Genomic DNA, 15,284 nt, shown 5'->3' with positions numbered 1-15,284 from the left:
AAGTGGCCGGGGCCTCAGGCGGCGTCGGCTTCCGCCTGTTGCCGCCGCCAGAGGCTGGCATAGCGGCCGTCGCGCGCCAGCAGGTCGGCATGGGTGCCGCGTTCGACGATCTCGCCGTCCTGCAACACGATGATCTGATCGGCCTCGGCCACGGTCGAGAGCCGGTGCGCGATCATCAGCACCGTGCGCCCCTCGGCGGCGCGATCCAGCGCGCCCTGGATTTCCTGTTCGGTCTCGCTGTCGAGCGCCGAGGTGGCCTCGTCCAACAGCAGGATCGGCGGGTTCTTGAGCAGGGTGCGGGCGATGCCGACGCGCTGTTTCTCGCCGCCCGAGAGCTTGAGCCCGCGTTCGCCGACCATGGTGTCATAGCCTTCGGGCAGGCTCTTGATGAAGTCGTGGATCTGCGCGGATTTCGCGGCGGCGATGATCTCGTCGCGGCTGGCCCCCTCGCGGCCATATTCGATGTTGTAATAGATCGAGTCGTTGAACAGCACCGTGTCCTGCGGCACCACGCCGATGGCGTCATGCAGACTGTCCTGGGTCACGTCGCGCACGTCCTGGCCGTCGATGGTGAGCGACCCGTCGGTGACGTCGTAGAACCGGAACAGCAGCCGGCCGATGGTGCTCTTGCCAGAGCCCGAGGGGCCGACGATGGCCACCTTTTGGCCCGCCTGCGCGGTGACCGATACCCCCTTGAGAATGGGCCGGGCCGGATCATAGCCGAAATGCACGTCATTTAGCGCCACCGTGCCGCCGGCAACATGCAGCGCCGGCGCGCCGGGCTTGTCAGCGATCTCGGCCGGTTGTTCGAGCAGGCCGAACATCTCGCCCATATCGACCAGGCTCTGGCGGATCTCGCGGTAGACGGTGCCGAGAAAGTTCAACGGCATGGTGATCTGGATCATGTAGGCGTTGACCATGACGAAATCGCCCACCGTCAGATCGCCGTTCTGCACCCCGAGCGCCGCCATCACCATGACCCCCACCAGCCCGGCGGTGATCAGGAAGGACTGGCCGAAATTGAGGAAGGCCAGTGAATAGGAGGTCTTGAGGGCCGCGCGTTCGTACCCTGCCATGGCCTGGTCATAGCGCGCCGCCTCGCGGGCTTCGGCGCCGAAATACTTGACCGTTTCGAAGTTGAGCAGGCTGTCGATCGCCTTCTGATTGGCGTCGGTGTCCTGATCGTTCATCTGGCGGCGCAGTTTGACCCGCCATTCGGTGACCTTGAAGGTGAACCAGACATAAAGCGCGATGGTCACCGCCACCACGGCCAGGTACCAGACGTCGAACAGGAAAAACAGCACCACGGCGATCAGCAGCAGTTCCAGCACCAGAGGCCCGACCGAGAACAGCATGAAGCGCAGCAGGAACTCGACGCCCTTGACCCCGCGTTCGATGATGCGGCTCAGCCCGCCGGTCTTGCGGGTGATGTGATAGCGCATCGACAACCGGTGGATATGGGTAAAGGTCTCGAGCGCCAATTGCCGCAGGGCACGCTGGCCGACCGCCGCAAAGAGCGCGTCGCGCAGCTGCTGAAAGCCGTTGGTCATCAGCCGCGCCATGCCATAGGCCACGGTGAGCCCCACCGCGCCGAGCAGCAGGGTCGAGCCTTCGCCTCCGAGGGTGTCGACCGCCGCCTTGTAAAGCATCGGCGTGCCGACGGCGATCAGCTTGGCCAGCACCAGCACCGCCATGGCGGCGATGACGCGTTTCTTGACCCAGGGGTGATCGTCGGGCCAGAGGTAGGGGGCGACGCGGTTGATGGTGCGCCAGCCGGAACGGCGTTCCTCCCGGGCGATGGCGGCGTTGGCGTCCTCGGCGGGCTGCGCGTCGGTGGCTGTCATTTGCAAGTCTTTCGGTCGTCTGATGGGGCGGCGCAGGATATGTCGGCGGATCCTGCCTGAATTCCTGAGAATTCAGGGCCGGATTCTTCGAGGCTCCGGCCCTCCGCTCATTCCGCCGCGCGCAGCGGCAATTCGGGTTGCGTCTCGGCCGGCGCGGGCGCGGGCGGCGCGGGATCGTCGACCCAGAGGATTTCCGGGTGCTTGATCCGCCGCGCCTTGCGGTTCAGTGCCCAGTCGCGGGCGGCCCGGCTCGACCGGCCCTGACCCAGCCGCGCCAGCAGACGGGCGAACCAGAACACATAGGTCCAGAACCAGACCCGCATCGCCAGCATGGCGGGGGTGAACACCAGCGTCAGCACCGTGGCGATGCCAAGGCCAAAGACCACGGCAGTGGCCAGCTGTTTCCACCAGAGCGCGGTGGGGCTGTCGATGGAATAGCCGCCGGCCCAGAAATCCAGGCTGAGCCCGAACATCATCGGTGCCAGGCCCGCCATGGTGGTGATCGTGGTCAGGAGCACCGGGCGGATGCGGTCCTCGGCGGTGCGCACGATGGCCTCGATCCGCGGCATGTAGCGCGAATATTCCATATAGGTGTCGATCAGAACAATGTTGTTGTTCACCACGATGCCGGCGAGGGCGACGATGCCGGTGCCGGTCATGATGATCGAGAAGGTCTGATCCATTACCAGCATGCCGATCAGCACGCCGGTGGTCGAGAGCACCACGGCCAAGAGCACCAGCACCGAATTGTAGAAGCTGTTGAACTGCGCCAGCAGGATGATGAACATCAGCCCCAGCGCCCCGGCAAAGGCGGACATCAGGAATTGCTGGCTTTCCTCCTGATCCTCCTGATCGCCGGTCCATTCGGTCTCGATGCCAGGCCCCAGCGGCGCGGTCCCGAGCCAGTCTGTAAGCTGCGCGATACGCTCATTGGCGGTCAGCGGCACGGCGCGCAGATCGGCGGTCTTCAGCGTCTCGAGCGTCTGGCCGTCGCCATAGCCCTCGATCAGATAATCGGTGGCACCGACGGTCAGGTCGCCGGTCTCGCCCTCCGGGACGGCCCGGCCATGGGCGAGGATCCGGGCGGATTCGCCGTCGCCGGTGACAAAGGTGGTCAGCCCGGGCCGTACGGCGGCCTTGACGTCGAAATAACGTTTCTGGTCAACACGCGCGATCTCGGCCAGTTTGGCGACCGGCTGGCGGGTGACGAAATTCGACAGCGGCACCAGGCCATCGGCGGTGCGGACCTTGAGCGTATCGAGCGTCGACAGCACGCGGTCGGCTTCGGGCAGGCGGACGCGAATGTCGATCTCTTCGTCCGAGCTGTCCACCCGCATGGTGTCGAGCAGGATGCCGCGGGTCACGAGCTGCACCATGGCGCCGACGGTAGCCACATCGGCGCCGAAGCGGCCGGCCTTTTCGACATCGACGTCGATCTGCCAGTCGATGCCGGGCAGGGGCAGCGTGTCTTCGACCAGGTGCAGCCCCGGGGTCGCCTCGAACCGCGCGCGGGCGGTTTCGGTGGCGGCGATCAGGTCTTCCCAATTGTCGCCCTTGAGACGCAGATGCACCGGCTTGGCGCTGGCCGGGCCGCGCGCCTGGGCCAGGATCTCGATGCGCACGCCGGGGATTTGCTCGAGCTCGGCCTGCAATTCCTCGAGGATGATATCGCCGTCGAGATCGGGGCGGTCGGTGCGGTCTTCCCAGGGGATGGTCTCGAGCTGGACCTGGCCGATGGTTTCCTTTGGCGGCTCGGCGCCGCCGGTGTTGGAATTCAGCCCGCCGTCCCCGGCAAAGGCAAAGGCATTATCGACCCCGGGATGGGCCAGCACGATGTCCTCGGCCTGGCGGACGATGGCATCCTTTTCCTCGAGCGAGAGATTGCCGCGCGCCAGCACATAGACGATGGCCTGTTCCGGCTCGCTTTCGACAAAGAATTCGACGCCCCTGTTGTTCTCGCCGAAGTAGCCAAAGACCGACATCACAAAACCCAGCACCGCCGCGGCGGTGACGATGGGCATGATCGGGTTGCCGGCGATCAGCTTGATGAACCAGCCAAAGAGCGTGCGGCGGCGGCCGGCGCGGATACGCTTGCGCTGCCAGTGAAACTCGACCGCGCCCAGCGTGACCGAGGCCATGAAGGCGCCGGCGAGAAAGATCGCCGCACCGGGCAGCACCGCCAGCGCGCCTTGCAGCGGCGTGGCGAAGAGATAGGCGGGGTTGAGCACCTGCATGGCACCGACAAAGATCACCATCAGCGAGACCGGCACCAGCGCGGCGCGGACGATCCACGGGAAACGCCGCTCGAGCCAGTCGGACGAGCGGGCGAACATCCGGCTCATCCGCCCGGTCACGCCGCCCATCACCGGCAGGTAGATCAGCGCCACGATCAGCGAGGCCGAGAGCACGAAGATCAGGGTGACCGGCAGCATGCCCATGAACTCGCCGGGAATGCCGGGCCAGAACAACATCGGCAGGAAGGCACAGAGCGTCGTGGCGGTGGACGACACGATCGGCCAGAACATCCGCTTGGCCGCCTCGACATAGGCATGCATCGGGCCGACGCCGTCGCGGATGCGCTTGTCGGCATATTCGACCACCACGATGGCGCCATCGACGAGCATGCCGACGGCAAGGATCAGCCCGAACATGACGATGTTCGAAATCGTGATGCCCATCACGCCCAGAAGCACGAAGCAGAGCAGGAACGATGTGGGAATGGCAAATCCGACCAGCAGCGCCGGCCGTGTACCGAGCGCCGCCAGCACCACGATCATCACCAGCGCGATGGCGGTCAGCACCGAGCCCTCGAGCTGGCTGACCATCGATGCGACAACCCGGCTCTGGTCATTCGAGGTGCCCACTTCGACGGCGGCGCGCAATTCGTCCGGCCAGTCGGCCTGCGCGGCGGCGACCTCTTCCTTTACCTGAGCTGCGGTGTCGATCAGGTTGAAACCCTTGCGCTTTACCACCTGAAGGGCCACCGTCTCCTCGCCGTTGAAACGGGCGGTGCCAAGCCGGTCTTCGAAGGTGAGCTGGATCTGCGCCAGATCGCCCAGCGTCACCACGCGGTCGCCGTTTGTCTTGACCGGCAGATTGAAGATGTCCTGCGGCTCGTCAAAGGAGGAGGGGATCTTGACCGCGAAGGTGCCCTGCGCGGTTTCGACCTCGCCGGCGGCAATCAACTGGTTGTTGTTCTGCACCACGCCGATCAGCTCGCCGGCCGTGACGTTGTAGGCCTCGAGCCGCAGCGGATCGATCACCACCTCGAGCATCTCGTCGCGCTTGCCGGCGATCCCGGCCTCGAGCACGCTGTCGAGCCCCTCGATCCGGTCCTGCAAATCCTCGGCGACGCGTGCCATGGTGCGTTCGGGCACGGCGCCGGTCAGGTTGACGATGACGATGGGAAATTCGGAAAAGTTGATCTCGTTGATGGTGTATTGCTCGGCGCCATCGGGAAAATTCGCCTCGGCCGATTTCATCGCATCGCGGACGTCGGCCATGACCTTGGTCTTGTCCCAGCCGAACTCGAACTCCAGCGCCACGCCGGCATAACCCTCGGCGGCGGTGCCGGAGAGCGTCTCCAGCCCGTCGAGATCGGAAAGCTCGGTTTCCATCGGTTTGACCAGCAGCGTCTCGGCATCGGCGGCGGAAATCCCGGGGAAGGGGACCGAGACAAAGAGCGCCGGGATCTCGATATCCGGCTCACCCTCTTTCGGCAGCCCCACATAGGCAAAGCCCCCCGCCAGAAGCGAGAGGGCAATGAAGGCCAGAACCATCCGCGCGCGGTCAGCCGCCCAATCGACCATGCCGGTCATTGGCTGACCTCCGCGGTTGCCTCGCGATAGGTGGGGATCACCCTGACACCGTTTTCGACATATTCCTGCCCCAGGGTGATGACATCGACCGTTTCGGGCAGCCCGGCCAGCCAGACGCCCTCGCGCGTGTCGCGCAGCAAAGTGACCGGCAGAAAGGCGGCGGTGCTGTCCGAGGTGACGCTGCGGATGCCGAGGGTGCCGTCATCGTTCAGCGTCAAGACCGAGGCGGGCAGGAGATGCGCGGCAACGCCGGCGGTGGAAATGGCGATCTCGGCGGTCTGACCGTCACGGATCTTCAGATCGGGATTGGCGGCGGTGATCTCGACCCGGAAGGTGCGGGTGGTGGGATCGGCCGAGCGTGACAGGAAAGTGACCTGGCCGGCCACGTCGCGGCCTTCGGCCAGTTCGGCCCCGGCCAGGGCGCCAAGCTCGACGCGGGCAACTTCGGTTTCCGGGACATAGGCCACCAGCTTGATCGGATCGAGCTGGATGATCGTGGCGCAGAGCGCGCCGGGCTGCATCAGCGTGCCAAGCTCGGCCGCGTCCGATTCCAGCAGGCCAGCGAACGGCGCCCTGACCTCGAGCCGGTCGATTTCCTTGCGGGCGGCGGCGACGGCGGCCTCGGCGGTGCGGATCGAGGCCTGCGCGCCCTTGAGGCCGGATTTCGCGATCTCGAGCCCGGCACGGGCCGCGCTGACCGAGGCTTCGGCGCTGCGCACGGCGGCGGCGGTCGCGGCGACGCGGGTGTCGGTGGAAAAACCGTCTTCCTTGAGCGCCTTGGCGGCGCGGGCATTGATTTCGGCCTCGTCGAGACGGGCCAGCGCCTCTTGCAGCCGGGCTTCGGCCTCGGGCACCCCGGCCTCGATGCCGGGCACCCGCGCCTCGGCCTCTTCCAGCCGCGCCAGCGCCTCGTCGAGCGAGGCGCCGCGGGTGCCGGGATCAAGCTCGCACAAAAGCTGGCCCTGTTCGACAAAGGCGCCCTTGCGCAGTGGGTCCGAGACAACAAGACCGCTGGTTTCGGCCATCACGTTGACTTCGCGGGCGGCCTCGGTCTGGCCGCGCAGGATCACGGCGGTATCAACCACCTCGGCCTGCGAATGCCGCGCGACCACGCGCACGCCCTGCGGTGCCGGCGTTTCCGGGACGGGCTCCGGCTCTGCCTCCGGCTCGGACGCGGCGGCCTCGTCCTCAGGGGCATCGCCCAGCACCAGCGCCAGGTGATTTTCGCGCGCGAAATCGAACAGGGCGTCGCGTTGCAACACGGCAACCACCAGAAAAGCTGACACGGCAATTGCCGTCAAAAGTGGGATAAGTCGCATACCATGCTTTCTTCGAGTCTCACACACCGCAAAATCCGGCGCAGCAGATCACTCTCCTGCGCTTACCGAGGTCATATAAGGATGATACGCTGAACAGACCAGTTCAGTTTATACTTTTCCTTGCCAGGCTGCAATAAAGCCGCAGCGCCGCCGGGATTCGAAGCGGTTGCCCGGCCCTTGGCACTTGCACCGGGCCGGGGTAAGAGGGGCGGGATCGACCCGCTCGCCGCACCATCGGCGCAAGACATGAGGCAGTGACGTGAGCCAGACCGACAGTTTCATCGAAGAAGTGACCGAAGAGGTCCGCCGCGACCGGCTTTTCCTGCTGCTCAAGCGGTACGGCTGGATCGGCGTGCTGCTGGTGCTGCTGATCGTCGGCGGCGCGGCATGGCGGGAATATTCCCGCGCACAAGAGCAAGCCGAGGCCGAGGCGCTTGGCGATTCGATGCTGGCCGCGCTCGAGACCGAAGAACCCGAGGCCCGGATTGCCGCCCTTGGCGAGGTCGCGCCCGGCTCTGCCGGTGGCACGGCGCTTCTGGCCCTGCTGACCGCTGCCGAACAGGCGAGTGCCGAGCAGGAGGCCGCCGCCGCCGAAACCCTTGCCGCGATTGCCGCCAATGGCGAGGTGCCGCAGATCTATCGGGACATCGCGGCTTTTCGCATGCTGCTGCTGCAATCCGACAGCCGCGAGGCCAGCGAACGTCGCACTTCTTTCGAGGCGCTGGCCCGGGCCGGCAGCCCGCTGAGGCTGCTGGCGGAAGAGCAGATCGCGCTGATCGAGGTGGAAACCGGTGACACCGAAGCCGCAATCGCGCGGTTTCAGTCCATCCTCGCCGATGCCGAGGTGACGGCGGGCTTGCGCCAGCGGGTCTCTCAGGTGATTGTCGCCTTGGGCGGAGAGCTTGACGCCGCCTGAAGCGTGTGAGGTCAATGGTTTGGCCGACGAAAGGCCGACCGGTAAAAGAATGACGGGGACGGGTTTGGTGAAAACGGCAAGGAACAGGACGGTGTTGGGCGTGGCTGCGCTTTGCTTGGTTGCGGCCTGTACGCAGAACGAGGTGATCCTGCCCGGCGAGCGCGAGCCGATCCGCGCCGAAGAGGCTTCGCTTGCGCCCGAGACGGCGCCTGCGGACGCGCTGGCGCTGCCGGCGGTACAACGCAATGCATCCTGGCTTCAGGGCCATGGCACACCCGCCACCCGCACCGATCATCCGGCCTTCGGCTCTGCGCCGCGCACGCTCTGGACCGCGCCGATCGGCAAGGGCGACACTCGCAAATTGCGCATCACCGCAGATCCGGTGATCGCCGACGGCCGCATCTTCACCCTCGACAGCGAAGCGCTGGTCAGCGCCACGTCGACGGCCGGCAAAACCCTCTGGACGCGCAATCTCGCACCGGCACGCGATGGCGCCGGGCAGGGCTCGGGTGGCGGGCTGGCGATTGGCGGCGGGCGGCTTTATGTCACCTCCGGCTACGGCACGGTCACCGCGCTCGATCCGGCCAGCGGCGCCGAGATCTGGAGCCAGAAGTTGCAGGCCAGCGGCACCGCCGCGCCAAGCTATGACGGCGAGATCGTCTATCTGGTGGCCGGCGACCGCACCGCCTGGGCGCTCGAGGCCGACACCGGCCGCATCCGCTGGCAGATCGACGGGCTGGAAGATGTCAACAACGTGCACGGCGGCCCGGCGCCGGCGGTGACCGATCAGTTCGTGATCTTCGGCTATGGCTCGGGTGACGTGCAGGGCGCCTTCAAGAAGGGCGGTCTGCGGATGTGGAACGCCACGCTGGCGGGCAACCGCAACGGTTTTGCCATCAACCGGGTCAGCGACATCACCGGCGATCCGGTGGTGGTGGGCGATACGGTCTATGTCTCGAACCACAGCGGCCGGCTGGTGGCGCTCAACGCGGTCTCCGGCTCGCGCAAGTGGACGGTGCGCGATGCAGCGCTGCAACCGGTCTGGGTGTCCGGTGGCGCGGTGTTCTTCATCTCCGACCGAAATGCGCTCAAGCGGGTCAACGTTTCGGACGGAGCCGAGGTCTGGTCTGTCGAACTGCCCGGCTATACCACCCAGCGGCCGCGCAAACGCGACGAGATCCATGGCAACTACGGGCCGATCCTGGCCGGCGGGCGGCTTTACGTGGCCGGCGGCGACGGGCGCCTCCGGGCCTTTGATCCTGACAGTGGCGCGCTGCTCGGCACCGCCGGAATCCCCGGCGGCGCGACCACCAATCCGGTGGTGGCGGGCGGTGTCATGTATATCGTGACGAAAAACGGCCAGTTGCAGGCCTTGGGCGGCTGATGTATCGGGGCGTCTGATATGTTCCGGAGCCGTGTAGACAGATGTCCTTTACCCTCGCCATCGTGGGCCGCCCCAATGTGGGCAAATCCACGCTGTTCAACCGCCTTGTGGGCAAGCGCCTGGCGCTTGTCGACGACCAGCCGGGCGTGACCCGGGATCTGCGCGAAGGCGAGGCGCGGCTGGCCGACCTGCGGTTTACCGTGATCGACACCGCCGGGCTCGAGGATGCCACCGACGACAGCCTTCAGGGCCGGATGCGGCGGCTGACCGAGCGTGCCGTCGACATGGCCGATGTCTGCCTGTTCATGATCGACGCCCGGACCGGGCTGACACCGGTGGACGAGATGTTCGCCGAGATCCTGCGCAAGCGTGCCAAGCACATCCTTGTCGCCGCCAACAAGGGCGAGGGCGCCGCCGCCGATGCCGGTGTGATCGAGGCCTGGAACCTCGGGCTGGGCGAGCCGATCCGGCTGTCTGCCGAACATGGCGAAGGGCTCAATGATCTCTACACCGCGCTGCTGCCGATCACGGAAGAACTGGCGCTGACCCGGGTCGAGGATGCGCCCGACACCGATGTGGCGGTGGATGTCGACGCCGAGGCGGCGCCGGACCATGCGCCGACCAAAAGCAAACCCTTGCAGATCGCGGTGGTCGGCCGGCCGAATGCGGGCAAATCGACGCTGATCAACCAGATTCTCGGCGAAGATCGCCTGCTGACCGGCCCCGAAGCCGGGATCACCCGCGACGCCATTTCGCTTCAGATCGACTGGAACGGCACGCCCTGCCGGATTTTCGACACCGCCGGCATGCGCAAGAAGGCGCGGGTGCAGGAAAAGCTCGAGAAACTCTCGGTCTCGGACGGGCTGCGCGCGGTCAAATTCGCCGAGGTGGTGGTGGTTCTGCTCGACGCCGCCATCCCGTTCGAACAGCAGGACCTGCGGATTGCCGATCTGGCCGAACGCGAGGGCCGGGCCGTTGTGGTCGCGGTCAACAAGTGGGATGTGGAGCCGGAGAAGCAGCAGAAGCTGCGCGATCTCAAGGAGGCCTTCACCCGGCTGCTGCCGCAGCTCAAGGGCGCGCCTCTGATCACGGTTTCGGCCAAGACCGGCAAGGGGCTAGACCGGCTGCACGCCGCGATTGCCCGGGCGCATGACATCTGGAACCGCCGCGTCACCACCGCCCAGCTCAACCGCTGGCTCGAAGGCATGGTCGCCGCGCATCCGCCGCCGGCACCTCAGGGCCGCCGGATCAAGCTGAAATATATGACTCAGGCCAAGACCCGGCCGCCGGGCTTCGTGGTGATGTGCTCGCACCCCGACAAGATGCCGGAAAGCTACACCCGCTATCTGGTCAACGGGTTGCGCGAGACATTCGACATGCCCGGCACGCCGATCCGGCTGACGCTGCGCGGGCAGGGCGACAAGAATCCCTACAAGGGCCGCAAGAAACCCGGCCCCTCGAAGCTGCGCAAGCACCTTGGCAAGGGCCGGGCCGACGACCGGTAGCGGCTTTCGACACCTCGATTTTGACGGCTGAAACCCGCCGGAACCGCGCCTCGGTTCCGGCGGTCTCTTTTTGCGCGGGGACCGGCCGATTTGGGTGGCGGAGGCTTGCCGCCGGCCCGGTGTATCGCAACCCAAAGGCGATTTTTCGCGCAGATTTTCGGCCGAAACTTGCCACCGTATGGCAAGGCTTTGCCAGTCGAGAGTTTTCCGATTTTCTTGGGTAAACAGAGGGTTGTGGGTCAAAGTGAAGGTAGCCAGATTGACCGGGACAGCGCAGATCGCTGTCTGTTAGTGAAACCACAGGAGTACCATTATGACCACCAAATCCCTCACTCTCGCAGCCTTTGTCCTCGCCGCAGCAAGCCCTGCGCTGGCCCAGGTGACGGTCGAAGACACCGACGCGGATGGCAGCTTCTCGATGCAGGAGTTGCAGGCCGCCTATCCCGAGATGACGGTCGAGGTGTTCGCCCAGATCGACGTCGATCAGAGCGGTGATGTCAGCGAAGATGAGTTGTCGGTGGCGCTCGAGGCCGGGCTGCTCACGGAATGACCCGGACACCGGTTTCGGGTGGGGGCCTGTGCCGGCCGTCGATGACGGCGGGCGCAGGTCGGGCCCTCGGGTCCTGACCGAAACCGGGGGGCGGCGCCTTCGTCATGAAGGGCGTCGCCCCATGTTACCCCGTCGGCTGCGCCCGGCGCAGCACCGCCAGACCGGCAAGGGCGAGAGCCCCGATGATGACCACCACCAGAACCGCGACCGGCCCATCCTGCCAATTGGCCACCAGCACGCCGATCAACGCCCAGATCACCGCGATCGGAAAGCCCGGCGCATCCGGCCGGTGCAGGATCACGCCTCCGGCCAGCACCACCGCCAGAGGGAGCGTCAGCAGCGCCGCCAGCAGCGCATCGGTGACGCCGTAGCCCGCCAGCAGCAGCGCCAGAGAGACGCAGGAGGCCGCTGTCAGCCACCCGGCATAGAGCCCCACCGGCCAATGCCCGAACGCGCCGTCCCGGACTGGCGCACGCAGCAGCGCCAGCACCGCGCCGCCCCACATCACCCAGATCAGCAGGGTTGCCCAGAGCGGGCTGACCTGCGCCACCGCGAGCCAGGGCGCGCCGACCACCAGCGAGACGATGAGCGGCAGGCGCATCGGTGCCCAATCCGGTGCATCGTGGCGCCTGAGAAGCTGAAACCCGGCGCCGAGGATGAGCCAGACATAGATCGGCCCCCAGATCGCAAAGGCGTAGCCCGCCGGCTGGGCCGGCGGATTTTCCTGCGGAACGGGGAATTGGCCGGCGTCAAAACCGTTGAAGCCGGGCGCGGCGAACGGACCAAGCGCAAAGGCGATGGCGGCGGCAAACAGCAAGATGGCAAGGGCACGTGTCATGCCCTAACCATTTAAGTCAGGCTTTTGATCAGACCAGTGCGCCGTCGGCAGAAAGTGTCGTCTTGCCACGAAGGTAGGGGTGCAGCACCTCCGGTAACGTCACCGAGCCGTCGGCCTGCTGGCCGTTCTCGAGCACCGCGATCAGCGTCCGGCCCACCGCAAGCCCCGAGCCGTTGAGCGTGTGCAGGAACTCGGGCTTGCCGCCGTCCGCCGGCTTCATCCGGGCGTTCATCCGCCGCGCCTGGAAATCGCCGCAGACCGAGACAGAGCTGATCTCGCGATAGCTGTCCTGACCGGGCAGCCAGACCTCGATGTCATGGGTCCGCCGCGCGCCAAAGCCCATGTCGCCGGTGCAGAGCACCACGGTGCGATAGGGCAGGCCCAGCCGCTCGAGAATGCCCTGGGCGCAGCCGGTCATCCGGTCGAGCTCGTCGCGGCTCTTTTCGGGGTGGGTGACCGAAACCATCTCGACCTTTTCGAACTGATGCTGGCGCAGCATGCCGGCGGTGTCACGCCCGGCGCTGCCCGCCTCGGAGCGGAAGCACTGCGAATGCGCCACGTAGCGGCGGGGCAGATAACTTTCGGCCACCGTCATGCCGTTGACGATATTGGTCAGGGTCACTTCCGAGGTCGGCACCAGCCACCAGCCATTGGTGGTCTGATAGCTGTCTTCGCCGAACTTGGGCAGCTGGCCGGTGCCATACATCATCTCTTCCTTGACCAGCACCGGTGTCCAGGTTTCGGTCAGGCCGTTTTCCTCGACATGGGTGTCGACCATGAACTGCGCCAACGCCCGGTGGATGCGGGCGACCGCCCCCGAAAGCACCACGAAGCGGCTGCCCGACAGTTTGGCGGCGGTCTCGAAATCCATGCCGTCGGCGACGCCCGCGAGGTCGTAATGCTCCTTCGGGGTGAAATCGAAGCTGCGCGGCGTGCCCCAGCGGCGGATTTCGACGTTGTCGTCCTCGTCGGCGCCCTCGGGCACATCGTCATACGGCAGGTTGGGGATCGACATCAGCGCATCGGTGAGCTGCTGGTCCAGTTCCTTGGCGCGGGCCTGCATGTCGGAGACCTCGGCCTTCTTTTCGCCGACCAGCGCGCGCAGCCGTTCGAATTCGGCCTCGTCGCCCTTGGCCTTGGCGGCGCCCACCTGCTTGGCGGCGGCCTTCTGATCGGCCTGCGCGGTCTCTGCCGCATGGATGGCGGCGCGACGCGCCTCGTCGATCTCGAGCAGGGACGACGAAGCGTTTTCCACTCCACGGCGGGCCATGGCGGCATCAAAAGCAGCCGGATTTTCGCGGATGGCGCGGATGTCGTGCATCTCTTCGTCCTCTGTTTGGTGTGAGTCGCGCCGAGGTTATGCAACACCTGAGCGCAAAGCGGTAGGGGCCGCCTCAGTCCAGCAGCGGCGCGCCCGAGACTACGGCCAGCGCGATCACCACATAGGCGATCCGGCGATAGGCCGTTTCATAGGCCGGGTCGAACAGACGCTGGCCGATCAGTGCGGTCGCCACGTAAGGCACCCCCAGCGCCACGGCCACGGCGATCATCGCCGGGTTCGACAGGCCGGCGAGGATCAGGTTGGCAAAAACCACCACGTCGAGCAGCGCCAGATAGAGGATGGTATTGGCCCGCACCACCCGCGCGGCCTTGAGCCCGGCGAGGTAAAAGAGGATCACCACCGGACCGGTGAGCCCGGTCATGCCGCCGATCAGCCCGGCCGCCAGCCCGATCATCCCCAGCCCGACGCGCCCCAGCGTGCCGCGAAAGCGCCAGCCGGTCATCAAGGCCAACAGCGTGCCGCCCGAGATCGCGGTGACCACCCAGCGGATCGAGGTCTCCGGCAGCGCCTGCATCGCCTGTACGCCCAGCGGCACCGTCAGCACGGCACAGAGCGCCATCAGTCCGACCTCGGCCTTGTCGGCATCCTTCCAGGCGCGCGGCAGCAGTGCCACGGTCGAGCCGACGCCGGTGAGAGTGATGAGCAGGATGACATCGGCCGGCGGCAGGAACTGGCCGGCCACCGGCACGAAGATCAGCGCTGTTCCGAAGCCGGTAAAGCCGCGGACGACGCCCGCGGCCGCGATGGTAAAGACCATCCAGCCCAGCCCCGGCACGGCAAGCACCGGAGCGAGCCAGTCAGGCATCCACGTTGCCGAACTGGTTGCCGGTGGTGTCCTGCGATTTGCTCCAGTCGCGCTTGACGCCCAGCATCAGCAGCACGGTCGAGGCCACGAAGATCGAGGAATAGGTGCCGACCACGACGCCCCAGATCATCGCAAAGACAAAGCCCCGGATCACGTCGCCGCCCAGCACGAAGAGCGCGATCAGCGCAAGCAGCGTGGTCAGCGAGGTCATGAAGGTCCGGCTCAGGGTCTCGTTGATCGAGAGGTTCAGCACCTCGCGCAGCGGACGTTTCTTGAACTTCATCAGGTTCTCGCGCACCCGGTCAAAGACCACCACGGTATCGTTCAGCGAATAGCCGACGATGGTGAGCAGGGCGGCGATGATGGCGAGGTCGAACTTGATCTGAAGCTCGGAAAACACCCCGATCGTCAGGATCACGTCATGCACCAGCGCCGCCACCGCGCCAAGCGCGAACTGCCACTCGAAGCGCAGCCAGATGTAGACCAGCACCGCCGCGATGGCGAGCACCACGGCAATCGCCGCCGTCTGGATCAGCTCGCCCGAGACCTTGGGCCCGACCGATTCCACCGAGACGAAGCGGATGTCGGATGCCACGGACTGAAGCGCGGCTTCGACCTGGGCCACGACCTCGGCGGTCACGCTTTCCTGGCCTTCCTGCGCCTGGATGCGGACCATGGCGACATTCTGATCGGCATCGAAGGTCGGATCGAAGACCTCCGAGATCACCACATCCCCCAGCTCGAGCGGCGTCAGCGCATCGCGATAGGCGCCGACATCCACCGGCTGGGCGCTTTCGGTGCGGATCGTCGTGCCGCCACGAAAATCGATGCCATAGTTCAGCCCGCGCAGGCCGAAGGAGACAAAGGCCAGCACGATCAGCACGACAGAGATGCCAAGCCAGAGCTTGGGACGGGAAAAGAAATCCCAGTTGGTCTCTTGCGGAACTAGTTTCAGACGCATGG

Annotated in this window: 11 protein-coding genes; 4 read left to right on the top strand and 7 right to left on the bottom strand. The window is 66.1% G+C overall.

Translation table 11 applies throughout. The features are described 5' to 3' along the window. Positions 1-14 precede the first annotated feature (14 nt). The 3 genes from BMW90_RS03905 to BMW90_RS03895 all read right to left on the bottom strand — a co-directional run bounded on the left by BMW90_RS03905 (position 15) and on the right by BMW90_RS03895 (position 6,981). Positions 15-1,844, bottom strand: coding sequence for an ABCB family ABC transporter ATP-binding protein/permease (locus tag BMW90_RS03905; RefSeq protein ID WP_048531018.1), 1,830 nt, complete (start codon positions 1,842-1,844; stop codon positions 15-17). Between the two features lie 107 nt (positions 1,845-1,951). Continuing rightward, on the bottom strand, positions 1,952-5,662 hold the full coding sequence (locus tag BMW90_RS03900; RefSeq protein WP_074835081.1) for an efflux RND transporter permease subunit: 3,711 nt from the start codon (positions 5,660-5,662) through the stop codon (positions 1,952-1,954). Beyond that, positions 5,659-6,981, bottom strand: coding sequence for an efflux RND transporter periplasmic adaptor subunit (locus BMW90_RS03895; RefSeq protein WP_074835079.1), 1,323 nt, complete (start codon positions 6,979-6,981; stop codon positions 5,659-5,661). Before BMW90_RS03895 ends, BMW90_RS03900 begins: the two co-directional genes overlap by 4 nt. A 259-nt stretch (positions 6,982-7,240) precedes the next feature. On the opposite strand from BMW90_RS03895, the gene BMW90_RS03890 reads away from it, so the two are divergent. The 4 genes from BMW90_RS03890 to BMW90_RS03875 all read left to right on the top strand — a co-directional run bounded on the left by BMW90_RS03890 (position 7,241) and on the right by BMW90_RS03875 (position 11,336). Then, entirely contained in the window at positions 7,241-7,897 is a 657-nt protein-coding gene (locus BMW90_RS03890; RefSeq protein WP_074835078.1) for a tetratricopeptide repeat protein, read from the top strand. Positions 7,898-7,997: 100 nt separating this feature from the next. After that, entirely contained in the window at positions 7,998-9,281 is a 1,284-nt protein-coding gene (locus BMW90_RS03885; RefSeq protein WP_244526421.1) for a PQQ-like beta-propeller repeat protein, read from the top strand. Between the two features lie 41 nt (positions 9,282-9,322). Continuing rightward, a complete protein-coding gene (gene der / locus BMW90_RS03880; RefSeq protein ID WP_048531029.1) occupies positions 9,323-10,786 on the top strand; it encodes a ribosome biogenesis GTPase Der in 1,464 nt (487 codons plus the stop codon). Between the two features lie 313 nt (positions 10,787-11,099). Further along, positions 11,100-11,336 carry an EF-hand domain-containing protein gene (locus BMW90_RS03875; protein ID WP_048531031.1) on the top strand — a complete coding sequence of 79 codons (237 nt, stop codon included), beginning with the start codon at positions 11,100-11,102 and terminating at the stop codon, positions 11,334-11,336. Between the two features lie 124 nt (positions 11,337-11,460). On the opposite strand, the gene BMW90_RS03870 is transcribed toward BMW90_RS03875, so the two are convergent. The 4 genes from BMW90_RS03870 to secF all read right to left on the bottom strand — a co-directional run bounded on the left by BMW90_RS03870 (position 11,461) and on the right by secF (position 15,282). Further along, positions 11,461-12,174: a hypothetical protein gene (locus BMW90_RS03870; RefSeq protein ID WP_074835075.1), complete on the bottom strand. Its 714-nt coding sequence runs from the start codon at positions 12,172-12,174 to the stop codon at positions 11,461-11,463. Positions 12,175-12,202: 28 nt separating this feature from the next. Next, complete coding sequence (serS, locus tag BMW90_RS03865) at positions 12,203-13,495, bottom strand: serine--tRNA ligase (protein ID WP_074835074.1); 1,293 nt, start codon at positions 13,493-13,495, stop codon at positions 12,203-12,205. A 73-nt stretch (positions 13,496-13,568) separates the two neighbouring features. After that, positions 13,569-14,321 carry a sulfite exporter TauE/SafE family protein gene (locus BMW90_RS03860; RefSeq protein WP_048531037.1) on the bottom strand — a complete coding sequence of 251 codons (753 nt, stop codon included), beginning with the start codon at positions 14,319-14,321 and terminating at the stop codon, positions 13,569-13,571. Then, positions 14,314-15,282, bottom strand: a complete 969-nt coding sequence (secF, locus tag BMW90_RS03855; RefSeq protein WP_074835072.1) for a protein translocase subunit SecF — start codon at positions 15,280-15,282, stop codon at positions 14,314-14,316. The genes BMW90_RS03860 and secF overlap by 8 nt, the downstream gene beginning before the upstream one ends. Positions 15,283-15,284 lie beyond the last annotated feature (2 nt).

The organism is Marinovum algicola (genome assembly GCF_900109145.1).
Lineage (GTDB): Bacteria > Pseudomonadota > Alphaproteobacteria > Rhodobacterales > Rhodobacteraceae > Marinovum > Marinovum algicola.
This window is presented reverse-complemented; position numbering and strand designations above follow the sequence as displayed.